Source organism: Planococcus antarcticus DSM 14505, from assembly GCF_001687565.2.
Lineage (GTDB): Bacteria > Bacillota > Bacilli > Bacillales_A > Planococcaceae > Planococcus > Planococcus antarcticus.
Map to the genome: position 1 here is coordinate 994,930 of NZ_CP016534.2, position 23,499 is coordinate 1,018,428.

The 23,499-nt window shown below is 43.7% G+C and carries 20 protein-coding genes; all 20 read left to right on the forward strand.

The window, feature by feature from the left end:
* Positions 1-3: 3 nt before the first annotated feature.
* The 20 genes from purC to gatB all read left to right on the forward strand — a co-directional run bounded on the left by purC (position 4) and on the right by gatB (position 23,389).
* A complete protein-coding gene (gene purC, locus BBH88_RS04910) occupies positions 4-720 on the forward strand; it encodes a phosphoribosylaminoimidazolesuccinocarboxamide synthase (RefSeq protein WP_006830151.1) in 717 nt (238 codons plus the stop codon).
* The gene (gene purS / locus BBH88_RS04915) at positions 717-971 is read left to right on the forward strand and encodes a phosphoribosylformylglycinamidine synthase subunit PurS (RefSeq protein ID WP_006830150.1); all 255 of its coding nucleotides are present in this window, start codon (positions 717-719) and stop codon (positions 969-971) included. The genes purC and purS overlap by 4 nt, the downstream gene beginning before the upstream one ends.
* Positions 968-1,651: a phosphoribosylformylglycinamidine synthase subunit PurQ gene (gene purQ, locus BBH88_RS04920; RefSeq protein WP_006830149.1), complete on the forward strand. Its 684-nt coding sequence runs from the start codon at positions 968-970 to the stop codon at positions 1,649-1,651. The genes purS and purQ overlap by 4 nt, the downstream gene beginning before the upstream one ends.
* Entirely contained in the window at positions 1,635-3,860 is a 2,226-nt protein-coding gene (gene purL, locus BBH88_RS04925) for a phosphoribosylformylglycinamidine synthase subunit PurL (RefSeq protein ID WP_006830148.1), read from the forward strand. The genes purQ and purL overlap by 17 nt, the downstream gene beginning before the upstream one ends.
* Positions 3,836-5,257 (forward strand): amidophosphoribosyltransferase, encoded by a 1,422-nt coding sequence (gene purF, locus BBH88_RS04930; protein ID WP_006830147.1) that lies wholly within the window; start codon positions 3,836-3,838, stop codon positions 5,255-5,257. The genes purL and purF overlap by 25 nt, the downstream gene beginning before the upstream one ends.
* A 12-nt stretch (positions 5,258-5,269) precedes the next feature.
* Positions 5,270-6,331 (forward strand): phosphoribosylformylglycinamidine cyclo-ligase, encoded by a 1,062-nt coding sequence (gene purM, locus BBH88_RS04935; RefSeq protein ID WP_006830146.1) that lies wholly within the window; start codon positions 5,270-5,272, stop codon positions 6,329-6,331.
* Positions 6,321-6,893: a phosphoribosylglycinamide formyltransferase gene (gene purN / locus BBH88_RS04940; RefSeq protein WP_065537157.1), complete on the forward strand. Its 573-nt coding sequence runs from the start codon at positions 6,321-6,323 to the stop codon at positions 6,891-6,893. The genes purM and purN overlap by 11 nt, the downstream gene beginning before the upstream one ends.
* 33 nt (positions 6,894-6,926) lie before the next feature.
* Positions 6,927-8,462, forward strand: coding sequence for a bifunctional phosphoribosylaminoimidazolecarboxamide formyltransferase/IMP cyclohydrolase (gene purH / locus BBH88_RS04945; RefSeq protein WP_006830144.1), 1,536 nt, complete (start codon positions 6,927-6,929; stop codon positions 8,460-8,462).
* A 14-nt stretch (positions 8,463-8,476) separates the two neighbouring features.
* Positions 8,477-9,727, forward strand: coding sequence for a phosphoribosylamine--glycine ligase (gene purD, locus BBH88_RS04950; RefSeq protein WP_006830143.1), 1,251 nt, complete (start codon positions 8,477-8,479; stop codon positions 9,725-9,727).
* 325 nt (positions 9,728-10,052) lie between these two features.
* The gene (locus tag BBH88_RS04955; protein ID WP_006830142.1) at positions 10,053-10,643 is read left to right on the forward strand and encodes a GNAT family N-acetyltransferase; all 591 of its coding nucleotides are present in this window, start codon (positions 10,053-10,055) and stop codon (positions 10,641-10,643) included.
* Between the two features lie 143 nt (positions 10,644-10,786).
* Positions 10,787-12,517 (forward strand): adenine deaminase C-terminal domain-containing protein, encoded by a 1,731-nt coding sequence (locus BBH88_RS04960; protein ID WP_006830141.1) that lies wholly within the window; start codon positions 10,787-10,789, stop codon positions 12,515-12,517.
* 5 nt (positions 12,518-12,522) lie between these two features.
* Positions 12,523-13,545: a DUF3048 domain-containing protein gene (locus BBH88_RS04965; RefSeq protein ID WP_006830140.1), complete on the forward strand. Its 1,023-nt coding sequence runs from the start codon at positions 12,523-12,525 to the stop codon at positions 13,543-13,545.
* Positions 13,546-13,574: 29 nt separating this feature from the next.
* Positions 13,575-13,895 carry a YerC/YecD family TrpR-related protein gene (locus tag BBH88_RS04970; RefSeq protein WP_006830139.1) on the forward strand — a complete coding sequence of 107 codons (321 nt, stop codon included), beginning with the start codon at positions 13,575-13,577 and terminating at the stop codon, positions 13,893-13,895.
* 75 nt (positions 13,896-13,970) lie between these two features.
* Complete coding sequence (gene pcrB / locus BBH88_RS04975) at positions 13,971-14,663, forward strand: heptaprenylglyceryl phosphate synthase (protein WP_006830138.1); 693 nt, start codon at positions 13,971-13,973, stop codon at positions 14,661-14,663.
* A 40-nt stretch (positions 14,664-14,703) separates the two neighbouring features.
* Complete coding sequence (gene pcrA, locus BBH88_RS04980; RefSeq protein ID WP_006830137.1) at positions 14,704-16,917, forward strand: DNA helicase PcrA; 2,214 nt, start codon at positions 14,704-14,706, stop codon at positions 16,915-16,917.
* 15 nt (positions 16,918-16,932) lie between these two features.
* On the forward strand, positions 16,933-18,939 hold the full coding sequence (gene ligA / locus BBH88_RS04985) for an NAD-dependent DNA ligase LigA (protein ID WP_006830136.1): 2,007 nt from the start codon (positions 16,933-16,935) through the stop codon (positions 18,937-18,939).
* 12 nt (positions 18,940-18,951) lie between these two features.
* A complete protein-coding gene (locus BBH88_RS04990) occupies positions 18,952-20,082 on the forward strand; it encodes a CamS family sex pheromone protein (RefSeq protein ID WP_065537156.1) in 1,131 nt (376 codons plus the stop codon).
* Positions 20,083-20,182: 100 nt separating this feature from the next.
* The gene (gene gatC / locus BBH88_RS04995; RefSeq protein WP_006830134.1) at positions 20,183-20,473 is read left to right on the forward strand and encodes an Asp-tRNA(Asn)/Glu-tRNA(Gln) amidotransferase subunit GatC; all 291 of its coding nucleotides are present in this window, start codon (positions 20,183-20,185) and stop codon (positions 20,471-20,473) included.
* A 19-nt stretch (positions 20,474-20,492) separates the two neighbouring features.
* Positions 20,493-21,962, forward strand: a complete 1,470-nt coding sequence (gene gatA, locus BBH88_RS05000) for an Asp-tRNA(Asn)/Glu-tRNA(Gln) amidotransferase subunit GatA (RefSeq protein ID WP_006830133.1) — start codon at positions 20,493-20,495, stop codon at positions 21,960-21,962.
* Positions 21,959-23,389 carry an Asp-tRNA(Asn)/Glu-tRNA(Gln) amidotransferase subunit GatB gene (gene gatB, locus BBH88_RS05005; RefSeq protein WP_065537155.1) on the forward strand — a complete coding sequence of 477 codons (1,431 nt, stop codon included), beginning with the start codon at positions 21,959-21,961 and terminating at the stop codon, positions 23,387-23,389. The genes gatA and gatB overlap by 4 nt, the downstream gene beginning before the upstream one ends.
* Positions 23,390-23,499 lie beyond the last annotated feature (110 nt).

A 23,499-nucleotide genomic window follows, 5' to 3' on the forward strand; every position in this document is an offset into this window, starting at 1 on the left:
GAAATGGAAAAAGATCAGCTATTGTACGAAGGAAAAGCAAAACGCTTGTATGCAACGGACGAAGAGGGAATTTTGTGGGTGGAATATAAAGATTCAGCAACGGCTTTTAACGGTGAAAAGAAAGAAGAAATTACCGGAAAAGGCATTTTGAACAATAAAATCACGTCACTGATTTTCACGAAATTGCAGGAGGCGGGCATTGCTTCACATTTCGTCAAGCAATTGTCTGATCACGAACAATTGGTGCAGAGTGTTAGCATCATTCCATTGGAAGTAGTGGTTCGTAACATCACCGCCGGCAGCATGGCCAAACGCCTTGGAATTGAAGAAGGCGTGGCCATTAGCCGCCCGGTAGTTGAGTTTTATTTGAAAGATGATGAATTAGGTGATCCATTAATTACAGATGAACATGTTGATATGCTAAAGCTGGCAACTGCGGAAGAAGTGGCAGAACTCAAGCAAAAAGCACGCGAGATTAATCGCGTTCTAATCGGCTTTTTCAAAGAAATCGGTGTCGATCTTGTTGATTTCAAAATTGAATTTGGCCGCGACACAGATGGCAATATTTTATTGGCAGACGAAATTTCGCCGGACACTTGCCGGCTTTGGGATATGGAAACAAAACAAAAGCTTGATAAAGACGTATTCCGCCGTAATCTTGGGAATTTGACTGAAGCGTACGAACTCATTTTGACTCGTCTAGGAGGACAACACTCATGAAAAAAGTAAAAATATACGTAACATTACGCGAAAGCGTATTAGACCCGCAAGGCTCTGCAGTTATGGGCTCTCTTCATAAAATGGGCTATGGTGAAGTGGAAGACGTACGAATCGGCAAATACCTAGAATTGGTTATTGGAGACGGCGAGCGTGATGTAGACGCATTGGTCAACGAGCTTTGTCATCGTCTGCTAGCCAACACTGTAATTGAAGATTACCGTTATGAAATTGAGGAGGTTGTCTCGCAATGAAATTCGCAGTAATTGTTTTCCCGGGCTCGAATTGTGATTTGGATATGTACCATGCGGTCAAGGACGAACTAGGTGAAGAAGCAGAATACGTATGGCATGACTCAAAAGATTTGAGCAGCTATGACGGCATTTTGCTGCCAGGCGGATTTTCATATGGCGATTACTTGCGTTGCGGCGCGATTGCTCAGTTTTCTGGAGTTATGGACGAAGTGAGAAAAGCGGCTGAAGCAGGAAAGCCTGTTCTTGGAATTTGTAACGGATTTCAGATCTTAACAGAAGCTGGTTTATTGCCAGGCGTTCTTTTACGAAACAAGAACTTGAAGTTCATGTGCCGTACTGTTGGGTTAAAAGTTGAAAACAATCATACTTTATTTACGAACGAATACGAACAAGGTCAAGAAATCCAGATTCCAATCGCTCACGGAGAAGGCAATTATTATTGCGACGATGAGACATACAAGCACCTTAAAGAAAATAACCAAATTGTTTTTACCTATGGCGATGATTTTAACGGGAGCCGTAACAATATTGCAGGTATTATTAACGAACGTGGAAACGTGCTAGGCATGATGCCTCACCCAGAACGTGCAGTATCCGAGTTAATCGGTGGTAAAGACGGATTAGCTTTATTCAGATCAATCGTAAAACAGTGGAGGGAAGCACATGTCAGTCATGCTTGAACCAAATGCTGCTCAAATAAAAGAACAGAAAATTTATCAGCAAATGGGCTTATCGGATACAGAATTCGAAATGGTCGAAGACATATTGGGAAGAACACCAAACTATACGGAAACGGGTTTGTTTTCGGTCATGTGGTCTGAACATTGTTCTTATAAAAACTCCAAACCCGTACTTGCGAAATTCCCAACTAAAGGAGAACGTGTCCTGCAAGGTCCGGGCGAAGGCGCAGGAATTGTGGATATTGGCGACGGGCAAGCGGTCGTGTTCAAAATGGAATCGCATAACCACCCATCTGCTATCGAGCCGTATCAAGGAGCGGCTACTGGAGTCGGTGGAATTATCCGTGACGTCTTTTCAATGGGCGCACGTCCAATTGCTTTGCTTAACTCATTGCGTTTTGGTGAATTGACAACTCCGCGCGTGAAATACTTGTTTGAAGAAGTCGTTGCTGGCATTGCCGGTTATGGAAATTGCATCGGAATTCCAACAGTTGGCGGAGAAATCCAGTTTGACGATTGTTATGACGGTAACCCTTTGGTGAATGCAATGTGTGTTGGCTTGATCAATCACGAAGATATTCAAAAAGGGATTGCTAAAGGCACGGGCAACCCGGTGATGTACGTCGGCGCTAAAACGGGGCGTGACGGCATACACGGTGCGACGTTTGCTTCCGAGGAACTAACAGACGGCTCGGATAAAAATCGTCCAGCTGTACAAGTTGGTGATCCATTTATGGAAAAACTGTTACTAGAAGCTTGTTTAGAATTGATCAAGTCCGATGCGTTGATCGGTATTCAAGATATGGGAGCGGCTGGACTCACTTCTTCTTCAGCTGAAATGGCTTCTAAAGCGGGATCAGGTATTGAGATGGATCTGGATCACATTCCACAGCGCGAAACAGGCATGACAGCTTATGAAATGATGTTGTCTGAATCTCAAGAACGTATGTTGATTGTCGTTAAAGCAGGACGTGAGCCTGAAATCGTTGAGTTGTTCGAGAAATATGGACTAGATGCTGTAACAGTGGGTACCGTTACAGACGACTCGACATTACGCTTAAATCATAAAGGTGAAATTGTTGCAGAAGTACCGGTTGATGCACTTGCAGAAGACGCTCCAGTTTATCATAAGCCTTCAGCGGTTCCGACTTATTTTACAGAGTTCCAACAAATGGACAATGTCGAGCCACAAGTTACTGATTTCAATAGAACCTTGACGGCGTTATTAGAACAGCCGACCATCGCTTCAAAAGAATGGGTCTATGATCAATACGATCATCAAGTACGCACAAGCACAGTTGTTAGCCCAGGGTCGGACGCTGCAATTGTCCGTGTCCGTGGAACGAACAAAGGTCTTGCGATGACAACCGATTGCAACTCCCGCTATATTTACTTGGATCCGGAAACGGGCGGTAAAATTGCGGTAGCGGAAGCTGCACGTAACGTAGTTGTATCAGGCGCTAAACCACTTGCAATAACGGATTGCTTAAACTTCGGTAACCCAGAAAAGCCAGAAATCTTCTGGCAGTTAGAAAAAGCTGCAGACGGCATGTCTGAAGCTTGTGTAATCTTGGATTCTCCAGTTATCGGCGGAAACGTCTCTTTATACAATGAAACAAACGGTACGGCTATTTACCCGACACCGACAATCGGTATGGTCGGTCTTGTAGAAGACCTTTCACATGTCACAACACAAGACGCTAAAAAACAAGGCGACTTCGTGTATTTGATCGGTGAAAGCTTGACGGAGTTTGGCGGTAGTGAATTGCAGAAAATGGTCGAAGGACGTATTTTCGGTAAAGCACCAATTATCGATTTAGCAGTCGAAGCAAAACGTCAACAAGAAATTTTATCGGCAATTCAACAAGGACTTGTCACGTCCGCGCATGACGTTGCTGAAGGCGGCGTTGCTGTCGCTTTAGCTGAAAAAACATTCGGCAGAGGATTAGGAATGGAAGTTACTTTGTCTGGATCTGCAATAACGGCTTTATTCAGTGAATCGCAATCACGTTTTGTCGTGACCGTTAGCCCGGAAAAAGCAGCACAATTCGAGAAAGTCGTATCAGATGCCAAGAAAATCGGCCAAGTCACGGGAGACAACTTAGTAATCAACGGTGAAGACGGTACGACATGGATTAACGATTCAGTCGCAACGCTTCGCTCAGCTTGGAAAGGAGCTATCCCATGCTTGCTGAAATCAGAAGCTTAAATGAAGAATGTGGTGTCTTTGGAATATGGGGACATCCGAATGCGACGCAATTGACGTATTACGGATTGCATGCTTTGCAACATCGCGGTCAAGAAGGTGCTGGAATCGTTTCAACTGATGGAGAAGCCCTTCGCCCATTAAAAGGTGAAGGCATGGTCAGTGAAGTTTTTACGCCAGAAAAAATAGAAAAAATAGCAGGACATGCCGCAATTGGCCATGTCCGCTATGCAACAGCAGGGGGCAGCGGCATTGAAAATGTCCAGCCCTTGCTCTTTAATTCAACTACCGGTAGTTTGGCTATTTCGCATAACGGCAATTTAGTCAATGCGACACAACTAAAAGGGCATCTCGAACGTCAAGGAAGTATTTTCCAAACGACTTCTGATACAGAAGTGCTCGCTCACTTAATCAAAAGAAGTGGTTATGCGACGTTTGAGGAAAAAGCGAAAAATGCATTGTCTTTATTAAAAGGTGCTTTTGCTTGTGTGATTTTGACAGAAGAAGCGATGTATATTGCGCTAGACCCGAACGGTTTGCGTCCATTATCTCTTGGTAAATTAGGAGATGCTTGGGTGGCGGCATCTGAAACGTGTGCGTTTGATATTGTCGGAGCGGAATTTGTTCGTTCGGTTGAACCAGGTGAATTTTTGATCATTACGAAAGATGGCATGCGTGCAGAGCGTTTTGCTTATCCAGAAGAGCGGTCGATTTGTACGATGGAATATGTCTACTTTTCTCGTCCGGATTCGGATATCGACGGCATCAACGTTCATACTGCTAGAAAGCGTCTCGGTGTTCAATTAGCAAAAGAAGTACAAATTGATGCGGACGTCGTAACAGGTGTTCCAGATTCGAGTATTTCAGCAGCCATCGGTTACTCAGAGCAAAGTGGTATTCCATACGAACTCGGCATGATCAAAAACCGTTATGTAGGACGTACGTTTATCCAACCTTCACAAGATTTACGCGAACAAGGCGTTAAGATGAAACTATCGCCTGTCCGGCAAGTGGTCAACGGAAAACGCGTCATTATGGTAGATGATTCGATTGTTCGCGGCACAACTTCACGGCGCATCGTCACGTTATTGAAAGAAGCAGGCGCTACAGAAGTGCATGTCGTGATTAGTTCACCGCCGATCAAAAACCCTTGTTTTTATGGCATTGACATTAGCACAGCAGGCGAGCTGATCGCTGCTAACAATACAATAGAAGAAATGCGTGAAATTATCGGCGCAGATTCACTAACATTCTTGTCGGTTGACGGCATGGTTCAAAATATTGGACGCACCGATCCCGGATCGAAATGTGGTCATTGCTTAGCTTGCTTTACAGGCGAATATCCAACCAATATTTATCCCGATACGGTGTTGCCGCACGAAAAAGAGAAAGTAAAATAAGGGGGAACCGGTGTGTCAAAAGCATATGAAAAAGCAGGCGTCAATATCGAAGCAGGCTACGAAGCAGTCAACCGCATGAAATCTCATGTAGAACGGACAGCGCGCAAAGGAATGCTGGGTGCGTTTGGTGGATTTGGCGGCATGTTTGATTTGTCTGAGTTGAATTTGAAAGAACCGGTTCTTGTTTCCGGTACCGATGGCGTCGGCACGAAATTAAAGCTAGCGTTTATGGCGGACCGTCATGATACAATCGGCATCGATTGCGTGGCGATGTGCGTTAATGACATCGTTGCTCAAGGTGCAGAACCTTTGTTTTTCCTTGACTATATTGCAGTCGGCAAAGCGGTTCCTGAAAAAATCGAACAAATTGTTAAAGGTGTAGCAGATGGCTGTGTCCAAGCAGGCGCTGCACTTATTGGCGGGGAAACTGCAGAAATGCCAGGTCTTTACGAAGAAGATGAATATGATATTGCTGGATTTGCGGTGGGGGCAGCGGAGAAATCCGAAATTGTTACCGGCGAAAAAATCGCAGCAGGAGATGTGTTAATCGGCTTAGCTTCCAGTGGGATCCATTCAAACGGTTATTCACTTGTACGTCAAATCGTCTTTGAACAGCATCAATTTACGTTAGATCAACAAGTTGAAGGCTATGAGACGCTCGGACCTATTGGTGACGCATTGTTAACACCGACGAAAATTTACGCAAAAGCAGTAGCGGCGATTGGCAACGGAACCGAAATCCATGGCATGGCACATGTCACAGGCGGTGGCTTTATCGAGAACATTCCGCGGATGATGCCAGAAGGTTTAGGCGCAGAAATTTCAATCGGCAGCTGGCCGGTACTGGATATTTTTAATTTGCTAAAAGAAAAAGGCGAGTTGGCAGACCGCGACTTGTATTCAGTATTCAATATGGGAATTGGCTTTGTTTTAGCTGTAGCGCCTGAAGACGCGGAAATCGTTTTGAAAAATGCCAGAGCAAACGGCGAGCAAGCTTTCCAGATTGGCCGCGTTTCGAGTACAGAAGGTGTTCAATTCGAAGGTCAACAGGACGGCACGTTAAATGAACACTAACCCAAAGTTCGCTGTTTTTGCGTCAGGCAATGGCTCTAATTTTCAAGCCATTGCCGACGCTATTGGAGACGGTATACTGCAGGCAGAAATAGTACTTGTGGTATCAGACAAGCCACAAGCCTACGTAATCGAACGTGCCCGTAGTATGGGAGTAGCATCGTTTTCGTTTATCCCTTCTGAGTTTGATTCGAAGCAGCTTTATGAACAAATGCTAAAAGAAAAACTGCAGGAATTGGGAATAGACTGGATTGTTTTAGCGGGTTATATGCGCTTGATTGGACCGGTCTTACTGACAGCTTACGAAAAACGCATCGTCAATATTCATCCGTCTGTTTTACCTGCTTTTCCAGGAAAAGACGCCATTGGTCAAACAATGGCTGCGGGTGCCGAGACAGCTGGTGTCACAGTGCATTATGTAGACGCTGGCATGGATACAGGTATGATTATTACGCAACAGTCGTTTGCGGTTTTAGAGCGTGGACGCGAAGAAGTCGAGCAGCAGATCCATCAGATTGAGCGTGAATTATATCCTGCAGCTTTGCAGCAATTATTCGACCAGTAACATTGCCGGTCTTTATCTTTAGGAGGATTACTTGTGAAAAAAAGAGCATTACTCAGCGTATCGGATAAATCAGGAATATTGGAATTTGCACAGGAATTGGAAAAAATGGGCTATGAGCTTTTATCAACAGGCGGCACTAAGAAATTTCTTGAAGAAAACGGTGTTTCCATTACAGCCGTAGATGAAGTTACCAAATTTCCAGAAATTTTAGGTGGCCGTGTGAAAACCTTACACCCACTTGTCCACGGAGGACTACTTGCTAAGCACGATGATGCAGAACACCAAAAACAAATGGCTGAAAATGGCATTGCACCGATTGATATCGTCTGTGTCAATCTATACCCATTCCGCGAAACCATCATTAAACCAGATGTGACGGTAGATGACGCTATTGAAAATATCGATATTGGCGGACCGACTATGCTGCGTTCAGCTGCTAAAAACCATGCTTATGTAACGGTCATCGTGGATGCAGCTGATTATGCAGTAGTATTGACTGAATTGCATAGTGACAAAACGACTTTACCTGAAACGAGACGTCGTTTAGCTGCGAAAGTTTTCCGTCATACAGCAGCTTATGATTCTTATATTTCCAATTATTTAACTGACCTGACGGGCGAAGAATACCCGGAGCAACTGACGCTGACGTATGAATTGTCTCAAACGCTTCGTTACGGAGAAAATCCTCACCAAAAAGCTGCTTTTTACCGCAGTCCGCTAGGTTCGGCTTTCTCAATTGCTAACGCTGATCAAGTACATGGCAAGGAATTATCTTATAACAATATCCAAGACGCAAATGCTGCTCTTCAAATCATTAAAGAATTCACCATGCCAGCAGCCGTTGCTGTGAAACACATGAACCCATGTGGTGTTGGAACAGGCGAAACGATTGCCAATGCTTTTGGTAAAGCTTATGAAGCCGACTCGACTTCTATTTTTGGTGGAATCGTTGCATTAAACCGAGAAGTTGATGCTGAAACAGCAAAACAACTAGCAACGATTTTCCTTGAAATTGTGGTTGCTCCAGCATTTTCGGAAGAGGCAATCGAATTGCTGACGCAGAAAAAGAATATTCGTCTTCTGACGATTCCATTTGACAACAATAGTAAAGACAAGTGGAATACGATTACAGTTGAAGGCGGTCTATTGATCCAGCAGCCAGATGCTTTCAGCTATGAGGACGCTGACATTCAAGTGGCGACAGAACGTCAACCAACAGCAACAGAACTTGAAGCATTAAAGCTAGGGTGGATTGTCGTCAAGCATGTAAAGTCGAATGCTATTGTCGTTTGCAACTCAGAAATGACGTTAGGAATTGGTGCCGGACAAATGAACCGTGTTGGATCTGCTAAAATTGCATTAGAACAAGCAGGCAGTGCAGCGCAAGGCGCTATTATGGCTTCAGATGCATTTTTCCCGATGAACGATACAGTAGAAGCTGCTGCAAAAGCAGGCATTAAAGCAATCATTCAGCCAGGTGGTTCAAAGAAAGACCAAGAGTCAATCGATGAAGCGAACGAATACGGCATTGCGATGGTCTTTACTGGCGTCCGTCATTTCAAACATTAATCGAGGTGAGTAACATGAAGGTATTGGTCATTGGAAGAGGCGGACGAGAACATGCCATTGTCCGTCAATTCGCGAAATCTCCGTCTGTCACTCAAGTTTTTGCAGCACCTGGTAATGACGGAATGCGTGAAGATGCTGAACTAGCGTCAATCGATGAAATGGATTTTGAAGGTCTTGCAGAATTTGCACAGCAAAAGCAAGTGGATTTCAGCTTTGTCGGACCGGAACAGCCTTTGGCAGAAGGAATTGTCGACTTTTTTGAAGCCAAAGGGTTACGCATTTTCGGCCCATCCAAAGCGGCTGCGCAAATTGAAGGCAGCAAAGCTTTTGCTAAAGAGTTGATGAAAAAATACACTATTCCGACTGCAGGTTATGAAACGTTTACTGAAACTGCTCAAGCAATTGCCTTTATCCGCCAGCACGGAGCACCAATTGTCGTTAAAGCAGACGGCTTAGCTGCAGGCAAAGGTGTTGTTGTTGCCTTGACTGAAGGCGAAGCTATTGCTGCCGTCAATGATATGCTAGAAGGCCAAAAGTTCGGAGAGTCGGGTTCTAAAGTTGTCATTGAAGAATTTTTAGACGGAGAAGAATTTTCTTTCATGTCCTTTGTCTATAGCGGTCAGATTTATCCAATGGTTATTTCACAAGATCATAAACGTGCTTACGACGGAGATCGTGGACCGAATACGGGCGGCATGGGCGCTTATTCCCCAGTCCCTCAAATATCACAAGCGATTGTTGATGAAACATTCGCGAAAATTGTGGAACCGACAGTCAAAGCAATGGCATCAGAAGAGACGCCTTTTAACGGCATCCTTTATGCGGGTGTCATCTTAACTGAAGGAGTGCCAAAAGTGATTGAATTCAACGCACGTTTCGGTGATCCAGAAACACAAGTCGTTTTGCCGCGAATGAAATCTGATTTCGGTCTCTTTATGGATACAATTTTAAGCGAGCAACCTGCTGAATTGGAATGGGACAATGAAGCAGTGCTTGGTGTAGTCATTGCAGCTGATGGATATCCAGAGCAAGTTGAAAAAGGCGCGTACTTACCGGACTTGACGAAACTTGCTGGAGTGGAAGTGACTCACGCGGGAACTAAGCTGTCGTCTGGCAGGTATTTTGGCAATGGGGGACGTGTGCTACTCGTTTCAGCGAAAGGCTCTTCTATTCAAGACGCTCAGAGAAAAGTTTATGAACAGTTGAACAGCATAGAGTGGAATGCCTTCTTCTATCGTACAGATATTGGATGGCGTGCAAAATAATTTTATCCCACTTTAACAGCCAGTAAATCCCACTTGAAAAAGTGGAGATCTACTGGCTGTTAAAGTCTGATTGGAGTAACCAACAAACCAGGGGAATGACCTCCTCATTGAATTTTCTCTTTATATATGCTATAATCGTTGATGACACAAATTCGACAAGAAGCTGTGTCATTTTTGTTTTATTGTCTGCCCTATAGGCAATAAATCTGAACTTGCGGATTTTTGATAGCCCGGGTTCACCTCTATTTAAACTCCAGAATTGTAAACCGATTAAGACCCCAGAAACAAAATTAGCAGGGCATTTAAAATTGAAAGGAGACAAATTATGAATTGGTATGAAAAATTAAATCAGTATTTTCCAGTCGAAGAAATGAAGTCAAAAGAGCATATGGATGCATTATTAAAAGAAAAAGGGAGCGTCTATTACAAAGATGAGGGTCCTTATCATGTCTTGATGTATGCAGAATTCCCTCGTTTTACATTTGTTGATTATTTGTTTGTATCCAAAGAATCACGCGGAATGGGTCTTGGTAGAAAGACGTTACAGATGTTAAAGGATAAGAAAAAACCAATTATCCTTGAAGTCGAGCCTGTTGATTACGAAGACACCGACACAGAAAAACGTCTGAGGTTTTATGCGCGTGAAGGATTTGAACACGCATCGTCCATTGGGTATTGCCGACGTTCATTGGCAACTGGGGAAGAGAATTCCATGGAAATTCTCTACTGGACTCCAAGTGGAGAAACAGAAGAACAAATTTTTGAAGGCATGCAGAAAATGTATGAAGACATCCATACTTACAAGGATGAACAGTTTTACGGAGAATCATACGATTCTGTTACTGATGTATTGACCTTCAAGGAAGAAGAGAAAAAAGATGTATTAAAACCTTTCAGCGATCCAATCAATAATTGATCAAAAATCCACGTGGAATGCGTGGATTTTTTGTGTCTGAGTTTAATCAGAATGTTCCCGTTTTTTAAGGTAGTAACTGTATTTCATTGTATAATTATGCTACGATATTAAGTATTGAAATCACAGAAAGTAGGTGCCGGCAAATGGTCAATCCTCTATGGAAAAACACAGAGATTCGAAATCAACTAAAGATCATCACAAAAGAAATTGCGCCGGATCTTGTTTTGACAAATGCAACGTATCTTCATGGAATCTTTAAGAAATGGATAACAGGAAATATATGGATAGCAGACGACCGTATCGTCTATGCTGGAAAAGATATGCCGAAAATTGATGCTTCTACTGAAGTTGTAGAGATGAAGGATAAATTTATCGTTCCAGGATATATAGAACCCCATGTTCATCCTTCTCAATTATACAATCCTCAAAGCTTTGCAGATTATGCGGCTCAGGGGGGAACAACCATGTTCCTTTCCGACAATCTAACCTTTTTTTTAGCGCTCGAAAACAAGAAAGCGTTTTCAATGTTGGATCAACTTGCGGAATTGCCATTCAGCTTTTATTGGTGGACGCGTTTTGATTCGCAGACAGAGTTGAATGATGAAGACCAATTATTCACTTCTACTTCAGTAGGAGAATGGCTCGATCGCCAGGATGTATTACTCGGCGGTGAACTGACTGGTTGGCCAAAGTTAATGGCAGGCGACGACCAGATGCTGTATTGGATTCAGAAAGCCAAAATGGGATTGAAAAAAATCGAAGGCCATTTTCCAGGTGCTTCGGAAAAGACCTTGGCCCGCATGAGACTGCTTGGAGCTGATGGCGATCATGAAGCGATGACTGTGGACGAAGTGGAGATGCGCTTGCTGCACGGCTATGGTGTGACGCTCCGGCATTCCTCTATTCGCCCTGATCTTCCGAACCTTTTGAAAGGCATTGTGGAGCGGAAATTGAACGTTTTTGACAAGCTGATGATGACGACAGATGGCTCAACACCGGCATTTCATTTGGATGGAGTCATGGACTTGTGCATCAAAATTGCACTTGAAGCAGGCGTACCGCCGATTGATGCTTATATGATGGCATCTTACAATGTGGCTCGCTATTACAATGTGACGAGTTTGCATGGCTTGATTGCGACAGGGCGCTACGCTAATCTGAACATTCTTGATACTATCGACAACCCAGTGCCTTCAGGTGTCATTTCAAAAGGGGTATGGCTGAAAAAAGACGGTAAAAAAGTACAATCATTGCCGAATATCGATTGGTCAATATTGCCTGAACTTGAACTCGACTATGAACTGACAGATGATGATTTCCAATTTTCGATGCCTTTTGGTATTGAAATGGTCAACGATGTCATTACAAAACCCTATACAGTTAGTGTAGATAGTCATGACTCTGATTTATCGAAATTACATGATGAAAGCTTTCTGATGTTGGTTGATAAAAAAGGTAAATGGCGCGTTAATACCTTGATCAAAGGCTTTGCGCCTGGTTTGGATGGATTCGCCTCTTCATATACCAATACTGGTGATATTATTTTAATCGGCAAAAGCCGACGGGACATGTGGGTAGCTTTCAATGAATTGAAACGCTTGAAAGGCGGGATCATTCTGGTCGAAAATGGCGAGATCGTTCAATCCTTGCCGCTTCCTTATGGGGGCGTGATGTCGGATCTGCCGATGGAACAGTTAATCGAACAGGAGAAGTCACTGAAGAAAGCGTTAAAACAGCGCGGCTATAAACATGGTGATGCGGTTTATACGCTGTTGTTTTTGCAGGCAACTCATTTGCCGTATGTCCGCGTTACACAAAAAGGGATCTACGATGTCATGAATAAAAAAATCTTATTTCCAGCATTTATGAGGTAAGCGATATGAAAAATTGGATGTTCACAGTCATCGTACTGCTGGTGCTTTTGGCATTTGCTGCAGGATTTTGGCTAGTTATGAAAGAAGAACCTGCTGAGGAGCCCTTAGTGGAGGACGCTTTGACAATCGCTCCTTTCACTGGAGAGCGAGCGGCGCCCCCAGCAAATCGTCGAACTGTCATGGCAGTCATCAATAATCATCCGGATGCCCGTCCGCAAACGGGGCTGACCGATGCAGATATCGTTTTTGAAGTGATTGCCGAATACGATATCACGCGTTTTTTGGCGCTTTACCAAAGCGACTTCCCAGAAAAAATCGGTCCGATTCGCAGTGCCAGAGAATATTTTGTCGAAATTGCTACAGCGTACGATGCTTTTTTTGTGGCCCATGGCTATAGCCTAGATGCGCGCGCGATGTTGAACTCGGGAGTTGTGGATCATGTTAACGGCATTCAGCACGACGGAACTTTGTTTCAGCGATCATCCGACCGTGTTGCACCACATAATTCCTATATTACGATGGAAAACATCAAGCTAGCTATGAAAAACGTACAGGCAGCCACAGAATATAGAGGGCAATCACCTTATTATTTCTATGACTCGGTTGAAAATGCTAAACTTGAGGAACAGGCTCTTACGGTAAGTGTAGAGTACGGGAGAAATGAGCTATTTTTTAGTAATTATACATATGACAGTCAAACGCATCTTTACAGCCGATCGTCCGACGGCGTACCGACCACCGACAAAGAAACCCTAGAAACAGTCAAAGTCTCAAATGTTTTAGTTTTTGAAGCGCAACACCAAACTGTCGATTCTGAAGGACGTCAGTCAATTGATTTGTCGAGCGGTGGAAATGCATTGCTTTTCCAGGGCGGTGGTGTTCGTGAAATAGAATGGAGTTCGCTCGACGGAATGTTGGTGCCAACAGTAGACGGAGAGTCGGTAAAACTGCTGTCGGGGAAAACTTGGATTCATATTGTCCCATCTTCTCCCAGCATGGAACAATCCGTTAGCTATACCCATAGGTGATCAGAGCAATGAAAGGAAGATGAAGCTGCATGCAAGTTGATAAAATTAAAGGCCATCAGACAGATCAGTTGATTGAAGCTGTTTTGGCCCTGAAGGATAAGGAAGAAGCTTATCGTTTTTTCGATGACTTATGTACGATCAGTGAACTCCAATCGCTGTCTCAGCGGCTGGAAGTGGCGCATATGCTTCGCATGAAAAAAACATATGAAAAAATAAAGAACGAAACAGGCGCCAGCACAGCAACTATTTCCCGTGTTCGCCGTTGCCTGAACTACGGCAACGATGGCTATGATGAAATGTTGGAGCGTCTTTATCCCGACGAAAAACCTTTTGAACTCCGAAAAGACTGAGCAGAGAACCAACTCTGTTCGGTTTTTTTGTTATACTAAATTGATGATAAATGATATAAAGTTAGGTGAAATGAGATGGATTTTAAAACATGGCGGCATGTCTTTAAATTAGATCCGGTAAAAGAGATAACGGATGGACATTTGGAACGAATTTGCAGATCCGGGACTGATGCCATCTTGATTGGCGGTAGCGATGATGTCACACTCGACAATGTCGTTTATTTAATGGAACGTTTGCAACGCTACGCTCTGCCGGTGGTCCTTGAAGTTTCAACAATTGATTCCGTGGCTCCAGGCTTTGACTATTATTTTATTCCGACGGTTTTAAATAGCGATGATCCATTGTGGATTAAAGGGCTTCACCATAGAGCAATTCGAGAATATGGTGACATCTTGGACTGGGATGAACTGATTCCGGAAGGCTATTGTATTTTGAACGGAGATTGTAAAGCTGCAAAATTAACTGGAGCAAAAACAGATTTGACGACGAATGACGTCTTGGCCTATGCTCGCCTGGCTGAACATTTTTTCCAGCTACCCATTTTTTATATGGAGTACAGCGGTATTTACGGAAGCATAGATCTGGTCCGCAAAGTAAAAGAGGTTTTGTCTGAAACCCGTTTGTTTTACGGTGGGGGAATCGATTCTGCTGACAAAGCATTAGCGGCATTGGACGTCGCAGATACTATTGTCGTTGGCAACATTATTTATGAAAATATTGAAAAAGCGATTGAAACCGTAGAGGCAGTTGCGGAAACGGCTGATTAATCGTTATACTAATAAGAACGAATGTTCGAGGTGGTGCACAATGGAATCGATAACGAAAAACTTACTAAACGGCATGAATCCGGAACAAGCGGAAGCGGTCAAGGCGACCGAAGGCCCTTTATTAATTATGGCAGGTGCGGGATCTGGTAAAACCCGTGTGTTAACACATCGGATTGCTTATTTGGTGCTGGAAAAACAAGTTTATCCGTCTAATATTTTAGCAATTACGTTTACCAATAAAGCAGCGCGTGAAATGCGTAACCGGATCGATGGATTGCTGGGGCACGGAACTGGGCAGCGTATGTGGGCTTCTACGTTCCACTCGATGTGCGTGCGTATCCTGAGACGCGATATCGACCGATTAAACATGTCGAAGAATTTCTCGATTTTGGATACCACAGACCAATTGACGGTCATCAAGAATGTACTGAAGCAACAAAACCTGGATCCGAAAAAATACGAACCCCGGACTATGCTCAATGCCATTTCATCGGCAAAAAATGAATGCATCGATGCAACACAGTTTGCGGCAGACATGAATCAGTTTAATCCGTACGAAAAGACGGTATCTGATGTCTACACAGCTTACGAGAAACGACTAAAGAAAAACCAGTCGCTCGATTTTGACGATTTGATCATGACGACATTAAATTTATTTAACACAGTTCCTGAAGTCCTTGAGTATTACCAAAATAAATTCCATTATATTCATGTGGATGAATACCAGGATACCAACAACGCTCAATACCAGCTAGTCCAAAAATTAGCTAGTAAGTTCAAAAATATTTGTGTGGTTGGAGATTCGGATCAGTCGATTTATCGCTGGCGCGGAGCAGACATTACCAATATCCTGTCATTCGAAAAAGATTATCCGAATGCCAAAGTCATTATGCTTGAGCAAAATTACCGCTCAACCAAGCGCATTTTGCAAGCAGCTAATGATGTCATCCAGAAAAACACGAGCCGTTATCCGAAAGAATTGCGGACTGATAACGATGATGGCCCAGCCATCACTTTGCATAAAGCATGGGACGAGCGTCAGGAAGCGCAATTTGTCGTTCAAACTATCCAGAAGTTAATGGATGAAGAAAATTACAAGACTTCTGATTTTGCAATTCTTTACCGCACGAATGCGCAGTCCCGAATAATGGAGGAGATGTTCGTTAAATCGAATATGTCTTATACCATCGTCGGCGGAACAAAGTTCTATGATCGTAAGGAAATCAAAGACTTGCTAGCATATTTGCGTTTGATTGCCAACAACGACGATGATTTGTCGTTGGCTCGTGTCATCAATGAACCAAAGCGCGGAATTGGCGCGACTTCTTTTGAAAAAATGGCACGCTTTGCCATTGAACAAGACCGCACCATTATGGATGCTTTGCAGGAAGCGGATTTTATGGGACTGACGCCTAAAACAGCGCAGACGGCTCTAGAATTCCGTAACATGATGGCTAGCTTTACACAAATGCAAGAATATTTATCGGTAACTGAATTAGTGGAAGAAGTGTTGAAGAAATCTGGCTATCGCCAGATGTTGCAAAACGACAAGACAATTGAAGGCGAAAGCCGTCTAGAAAACTTGGAAGAGTTTTTATCCGTAACGAAAGCCTTTGAAAAGCAAAGTGACGACAAATCATTAGTCGCTTTCTTGACAGATTTGGCATTGATTTCAGATATCGATTCCTTGGATGACGAGGAAGACGCAGATGGACCGATTATTTTAATGACGATGCATGCAGCAAAAGGATTGGAATTCCCTGTAGTCTTTATTATTGGTCTGGAAGAAAATGTATTTCCTCATTCCCGGTCGAATAATGACGACGAAGAATTGGAAGAAGAGCGGCGCCTTGCTTATGTTGGCATTACTCGCGCCGAGCAACGATTGTATTTAACGCATGCTTCTTCACGCACACTGTTCGGGAAAAGTAATTTTAATATGCAGTCTCGTTTTATTTCTGAGATTTCAGAAGAACTGATTGAGCAGACAACAGCACATCACCGCGCCGGTGCAGCCACGAGCTATAAACAGGCACCCAAACGCACGGCTGTGACACGCCCGGACTATAATCAATCGGGCGGAGAAAAGCTGGGATGGAAAACAGGCGACAAAGCGAAACATAAAAAATGGGGCACTGGAACGGTCGTCAGCGTTAAAGGTGAAGGCGAGCAAACAGAACTCGACATTGCTTTTCCAAGCCCTGTCGGCATCAAGCGACTATTGGCCAAATTTGCGCCGATTGAAAAAGAGTGATCGGGAGGAAACTGTATGGATCGCATGAAAGCGGAACAACGTGTTAATGAATTGAACGAATTGCTTCGGAACTATGGACATGCTTATTACGTTCTAGATAAGCCGGCTGTTCCGGATGCCATCTACGATCAATTACTGAATGAATTGCTCGAATTGGAAACACTTTATCCAGATTTGGTGTTTCCGGATTCACCTACACAGCGAATTGGAGGAATACCGATTTCTAATTTTGATAAAGTGACGCACGACCGACCGATGCTCAGCTTATCGAATGTTTTTGGTGAAGAGGATCTTCTTGAATTCGATAAACGGGTGCGCAGCGGTGCAGGTGATGAAATCGAATATGTCTGCGAGTTAAAAATTGATGGCCTTGCAGTATCACTTCTCTATGAAGACGGTAAATTCGTTAAAGGAGCAACGCGCGGAGACGGCCGTATCGGTGAAGACATTACCGTTAACCTGCGGACTATTCGCGCTATCCCGCTAAAATTAGAGCAACCAGTAACGCTTGAAGTGCGTGGCGAAGTCTTCATGCCGAAAAAATCCTTTCATGTCTTGAACGAACAGCGTGGTGAGCGAGGCGAAGAGTTATTTGCTAATCCGCGGAACGCTGCGGCTGGATCGCTTCGCCAGTTAGATCCAAAAGTTGCAGCGAGTCGTAACTTAGATGTTTTTATTTACGGAATTGGTGGCGATGGAGAGACCTATGGCTTGTCTGAGCACAATGAGTCGCTAAGTTATTTGGCAGGGCTTGGGTTTAAAACCAATCAGGAACGCCATGTCGCAAAAAGCGTTGAAGAAGTATTAGCCTATATTGAAAAGTGGACAGAAAACCGGACCAAACTATCCTACGAAATTGACGGCATCGTTATCAAAGTCAATCGCTTTCTTCACCAGCAAGATCTCGGGTTTACGGCGAAAAGTCCAAAATGGGCAACTGCTTATAAATTTCCTGCAGAAGAAGTCATGACGACCGTTCGTGACATTGAGTTGAGTGTCGGACGGACCGGAGTTGTGACACCCACCGCCATACTGGATCCAGTATCTGTTGCAGGGACGACCGTCCAACGGGCTTCTTTGCACAACGAAGATTTAATTAAAGAAAAAGACATCCGAATCGGCGATAAAGTCATTATCCGAAAAGCCGGAGACATTATTCCGGAAGTGGTTTCGGTGATTGTTGAACAACGCACAGGTGACGAACTTCCTTTCGAAATGCCGAAAAATTGTCCGGCCTGCGACAGTGAGCTAAACCGCATAGAAGGGGAAGTGGCACTTCGCTGCGTCAATCCACAATGTCCTGCCCAAATTACAGAAGGCCTAATTCATTTTGTATCTCGTAATGCCATGAATATTGACGGGCTTGGGGAAAAAGTGATCGAGCAGTTATACCGGGAAGATTTGATAAAGGATATTTCCGATATTTATAAGTTGAACAAAGAACAATTGCTGGAACTGGATCGTATGGGCGACAAATCTGCTTCTAATTTAATTGCGGCAATCGAAGATTCTAGAAGCAATTCGATGGAGAAATTACTGTTCGGTCTGGGCATACGTCATGTAGGCGAAAGAGGGGCGCGGATTTTATCCGAGCATTTCGGTTCAATGGAGCGGCTGATGGAAGCGACGAAAGAAGAGTTAGTTGAAATTCATGAAATTGGTGAAAAAATGGCCGATTCCGTCGTCACTTATTTCGATAACGAAGAAGTTCGGACATTGATGGAACGTTTGCGTGAGGCTGGCGTCAATTTAACATATACAGGTACACGAGTCCGAGTGGAGGCCGGGGCCAACGCATTCGCAGGCAAAAAAATTGTGTTGACAGGTAAGTTGGAACAATTGACCCGCCAGGAAGCAAGCGTGCAAATCGAAGCGCTTGGCGGCAAACTCTCAGGCAGCGTCAGCAAAAAAACTGACTTGTTGATTGCTGGGGAAGAAGCGGGTTCCAAGCTCGACAAAGCACGTGAACTGAAGGTAGACATATGGGACGAAGCGCGTCTCGTTGAGGAATTGAATAAATAAGGGGATTTTAACATGAAACGCATATGGTGGATTCCAATCAGCTTGCTACTGTTAACGGGGTGTGTTCCTTCCGGGGCTGATGAGGAAACGGAAGTGGTAAATGAGGAAGAAGAAGTAGAGACGGCAATGATTCCTAGCATGCAATTGGATGATCAGTTTTACCGTACACTTCTGCCATATAAAGAAAGTGCTACACGGGGAAAAATCGTCAATCGTCTGAACTCACGCTATGATATTACCGAGACAGAAAAAGGCTTGTTGCGATTGTCGCAAAAGCAATTTTCACCTGATGATTATTATTTCCAAGAAGGCCAGAAAATCACTGATGAAGATGTGACTTCGTGGCTGCAACGGACCAGTAAAGATAATCCGGCGGGATTGAACGCGGCAGATGATCGCACCGCAGAACAAAAAAAAGCGGGCGAACGCCCGCCTGCGGAAATACTGGCACATGTCATTGAACAGAATTATTTGGTGAAGACCAATGAAGATACGATAAGACTCGGTGGAATCTCGGTTGGCTTGGCGTTGAATTCAGTTTACTACAGTTCTGAAGATGGGATTTCTTACGAAGAGGAGATTCCTCAGGAACAGATTGAAAAAGAAGGCAAACGTATGGCCGGCGAGATCGTCAAACGCTTGCGAGAGAAAGAAGGCTTGGGAGATATACCGATTGTCGTAGGGCTGTTTAAACAGAATTCCCGCAATGCAATGGTGCCAGGCATTTACTTTTCATCTGGTGCCGCTCCCGGCGGAGATCAGGCTGTAGCGAATTGGACGGCAGTTAACGAAACCTATGTGCTGTTTCCGACTGCGGGTGCGGATGAACGTTACCGGGACATCGATACAGCATTCCGTAATTTTAAACAGGATGTCGAGATCTATTTTTCCAATTTCACCAGTGTTATCGGAACAGGATTTTATCAGGACAATGAATTAAAAGAACTGAAAATTGAAATTCCCATCCAGTTCTACGGAGCAGCTGAAGTGATCGGTTTCACGCAATATGTAACCGGACTGGTTGTCGAACATTTCCCTGAAAATGTGTTAGTGGAAGTCAGTGTGACTTCCACTAACGGACCTGAAGCACTAGTATTACGAGAAGCAGGAGAAACAGAGCCGTTTGTTCACATTTATGAATAATTTGCGTTAAAACAGGGACGGCCATGTGCTGTTCCTATTCATTTTTTTAGAAAAATGTTATGATATAGCGTATGTTTACTGAATTCGGAGGTGTAGAAAAATGGCGAAAATGACTAAAGAAGAAGTGATCGAAGTCGCTCATTTGGCGAGATTGGCAATTACTGATGAAGAAGCTGAACATTTTGCAGATCAATTAGAAGCAATTACGAATGCAATGGAATTGCTGAATGAACTGGATACAGAAAATGTTGAACCGACTACTCATGTACTGCAGATGGTCAACGTATTACGCGAAGATAAATCCACCCCAGGATTGGACCGCGAACTAGTTTTGAAAAATGTAAAAGAGCACGAAGGCGGACAAGTAAAAGTCCCAACAATTTTAGAATAGTCGGAAGGAGGAACTATAGATGTCATTGGTAGAAAAAACAGCTGCACAATTGCAAGAAATGATACATACAAAGGAAACAACAATTGCCGAAATGACTGAAAAAGCATTTGACCGCATCGAAGCTCTTGAGCCGGAAGTGGATGCATTTCTTGCGTTAAACAAAGAACGTGCAACACAACTTGCTGCAGAAATGGATAGAGTGCCTTTTGCTGAACGCGGACCATTATTTGGTTTACCAATCGGAGTAAAAGATAATATCGTCACAGAAGGTCTTGTGACAACTGCTTCTAGCCGTATTTTAGAAGGGTTTAACCCAGTTTATAATGCGACAGTTGTAGAAAAATTAAAAGCAGCTGGAATGGTAACAGTCGGGAAATTGAATATGGACGAATTCGCAATGGGTTCTTCTAATGAAAATTCCTACTACAAAAAAACAAAAAACCCATGGAATCTTGAAACCGTTCCAGGTGGTTCTTCAGGTGGCTCTGCTGCTGCAGTGGCGTCAGGACAAGTACCTTTCTCGCTAGGTTCAGATACGGGTGGATCTATTCGTCAACCAGCCGCTTTTTGTGGTGTGGTCGGCATGAAGCCTACTTATGGACGAGTATCCCGTTTTGGTTTGATCGCTTACGCTTCTTCATTAGATCAAATCGGACCAATCACTAGAACTGTAAAAGACAACGCCTTATTGTTAAATTCCATTTCAGGATACGACGATAAAGATTCAACTTCTGCTAATGTCGAAGTTCCAGATTTCACTGCGGCATTGACTGGTGACATTACAGGGCTGCGTATCGGTGTTCCAAAAGAGTATTTTGCTGAAGGTGTCGGAGAAGCGGCAAAAGAAGCGGTTCTTGAGGCATTAAAAGTACTTGAAGAAAGAGGCGCAATTTGTGAAGAAATTTCACTTCCTCATTCGAAATATGCATTAGCCACTTATTATTTATTGGCTTCTTCTGAAGCATCTTCTAATCTTTCTCGTTTTGATGGCATTCGTTATGGCTACCGTACCGAGAAAGCCGGAAGCCTTCTTGAATTTTATATGAATACCCGCTCAGAAGGATTCGGTGATGAAGTCAAGCGCCGGATCATGCTTGGCACATATGCACTTAGCTCTGGCTATTACGATGCTTACTACAAAAAAGCTCAAAAAGTTCGTACATTGATCAAAAAGGATTTTGACGATGCTTTTGAAAAATACGATGTCATCATTGGCCCAACGACGCCAACACCGGCATTCAAGATCGGTGAGATCATTGATGATCCATTGACGATGTATGCCAATGATATTTTAACGATTCCAGTAAACTTAGCCGGTGTACCAGCTATTTCAATTCCATGTGGATTTAACAATGGATTACCGCTTGGCTTGCAAATTATCGGGAAATATTTTGACGAAGAAACGGTATATCGTGTGGCTGACGTTTTTGAACAAGCAACCGATTTCCATAAAAAAACTCCTCAAACATGGGAGGGAGCAGCACAATGAATTTCGAAACAATCATCGGGCTTGAAGTCCACGTTGAATTAAAAACAGAATCGAAAATGTTTTCCCCAGCACCGGCTCACTTTGGTGCGGAACCGAATACCAATACTAACGTTATTGACCTTGGCTATCCTGGTGTTTTGCCAGTAGTTAATAAAACTGCAGTGGACTGGGCAATGAGAGCGGCGCTAGCGTTAAACTGTGAAATTACGCGCCATACGAAATTTGATCGCAAAAACTATTTCTATCCAGACAATCCGAAAGCTTATCAGATTTCACAATTTGATCAACCAATCGGCGAACATGGCTGGATTGAAATCGAGATAAAAGGCGAGAAAAAACGCATCGGTATTACACGTCTTCATATGGAAGAAGATGCAGGGAAATTGACGCATACGGATAAAGGTTATTCGCTAGTTGACTATAACCGTCAAGGAACGCCATTGATCGAAATCGTTTCGGAGCCAGATATTCGTACAGCTGATGAAGCGTATGCTTATCTTGAAAAAATCAAAGCGATTATTCAATACACAGGCGTTTCAGACGTACGTATGGAAGAAGGGTCATTGCGTTGCGACGCGAACATCTCGCTTCGTCCATTCGGTCAAGACCAATTCGGTACGAAAACGGAATTGAAAAACTTGAATTCATTCAACTTTGTTCGTAAAGGTATCGAGCACGAACAAGTTCGTCAGGAACAAGTTCTCTTGTCAGGTGGGACCATCGAGCAAGAGACACGCCGCTACGACGAATCGACAGGAAAAACTTTGTTGATGCGCATTAAAGAAGGATCTGACGATTACCGTTACTTCCCAGAGCCAGATTTAGTCGACATTGTCATTGATGATGCTTGGCTTGAACGTGTTCGATCTGAAATTCCTGAATTGCCGGATGCTCGGAAAGCTCGCTATGTTTCAGAGCTTGGCATGTCTTCCTACGACGCCATGGTTTTAACACTCGCAAAACCAATTTCCGACTTCTTTGAAGCGACGGTAATTGCTGGTGCTGACGCCAAACTAGCTTCCAACTGGTTGATGGGTGAAGTATCCGCTTATCTGAATGCTGAGCAAAAAGAGCTGGAAGAAACAAAATTGACACCTGAAGGTTTGGCTGGCATGATCAAGCTGATTTCTGACGGCACAATTTCGTCTAAAATCGCTAAGAAAGTATTCAAGGAATTGATTGAAAAAGGCGGCGACGCGAACGATATCGTCAAAGCAAAAGGGCTTGTTCAGATCTCGGATGAAAACACATTGCGTGAATTTGTCGCAGCAGCACTCGACAACAACCCACGATCGATTGAAGACTTCAAAAACGGCAAAGACCGCGCAATCGGTTTCCTTGTCGGGCAAATCATGAAGCAAACAAAAGGGCAGGCAAATCCGCCATTGCTCAACAAAATCCTTCTTGATGAGATTGCAAAGAGATAAGAAGATTTTTAAATAGACGAAAGGATGGCCCGTTATGGGCCATCCTTTTTTATGAGCTGTAGTGAAGGCGTGTTGAAGTTTTAAAATGCACCGACCTAGCTCGCGCCAAA

What these genes read in the sequence shown, in the direction of transcription:
- gatB (WP_065537155.1), top strand. Translation starts at nt 21,959, where the DNA reads ATGAATTTCGAAACAATCATCGGGCTTGAAGTCCACGTTGAATTAAAA.
- BBH88_RS04960 (WP_006830141.1), top strand. Translation starts at nt 10,787, where the DNA reads ATGGTCAATCCTCTATGGAAAAACACAGAGATTCGAAATCAACTAAAG.
- purS (WP_006830150.1), top strand. Translation starts at nt 717, where the DNA reads ATGAAAAAAGTAAAAATATACGTAACATTACGCGAAAGCGTATTAGAC.
- BBH88_RS04955 (WP_006830142.1), top strand. Translation starts at nt 10,053, where the DNA reads ATGAATTGGTATGAAAAATTAAATCAGTATTTTCCAGTCGAAGAAATG.
- purQ (WP_006830149.1), top strand. Translation starts at nt 968, where the DNA reads ATGAAATTCGCAGTAATTGTTTTCCCGGGCTCGAATTGTGATTTGGAT.
- purD (WP_006830143.1), top strand. Translation starts at nt 8,477, where the DNA reads ATGAAGGTATTGGTCATTGGAAGAGGCGGACGAGAACATGCCATTGTC.
- ligA (WP_006830136.1), top strand. Translation starts at nt 16,933, where the DNA reads ATGGATCGCATGAAAGCGGAACAACGTGTTAATGAATTGAACGAATTG.
- purC (WP_006830151.1), top strand. Translation starts at nt 4, where the DNA reads ATGGAAAAAGATCAGCTATTGTACGAAGGAAAAGCAAAACGCTTGTAT.
- pcrA (WP_006830137.1), top strand. Translation starts at nt 14,704, where the DNA reads ATGGAATCGATAACGAAAAACTTACTAAACGGCATGAATCCGGAACAA.
- purF (WP_006830147.1), top strand. Translation starts at nt 3,836, where the DNA reads ATGCTTGCTGAAATCAGAAGCTTAAATGAAGAATGTGGTGTCTTTGGA.
- BBH88_RS04970 (WP_006830139.1), top strand. Translation starts at nt 13,575, where the DNA reads ATGCAAGTTGATAAAATTAAAGGCCATCAGACAGATCAGTTGATTGAA.
- purN (WP_065537157.1), top strand. Translation starts at nt 6,321, where the DNA reads ATGAACACTAACCCAAAGTTCGCTGTTTTTGCGTCAGGCAATGGCTCT.
- gatC (WP_006830134.1), top strand. Translation starts at nt 20,183, where the DNA reads ATGGCGAAAATGACTAAAGAAGAAGTGATCGAAGTCGCTCATTTGGCG.
- BBH88_RS04965 (WP_006830140.1), top strand. Translation starts at nt 12,523, where the DNA reads ATGAAAAATTGGATGTTCACAGTCATCGTACTGCTGGTGCTTTTGGCA.
- BBH88_RS04990 (WP_065537156.1), top strand. Translation starts at nt 18,952, where the DNA reads ATGAAACGCATATGGTGGATTCCAATCAGCTTGCTACTGTTAACGGGG.
- pcrB (WP_006830138.1), top strand. Translation starts at nt 13,971, where the DNA reads ATGGATTTTAAAACATGGCGGCATGTCTTTAAATTAGATCCGGTAAAA.
- gatA (WP_006830133.1), top strand. Translation starts at nt 20,493, where the DNA reads ATGTCATTGGTAGAAAAAACAGCTGCACAATTGCAAGAAATGATACAT.
- purL (WP_006830148.1), top strand. Translation starts at nt 1,635, where the DNA reads ATGTCAGTCATGCTTGAACCAAATGCTGCTCAAATAAAAGAACAGAAA.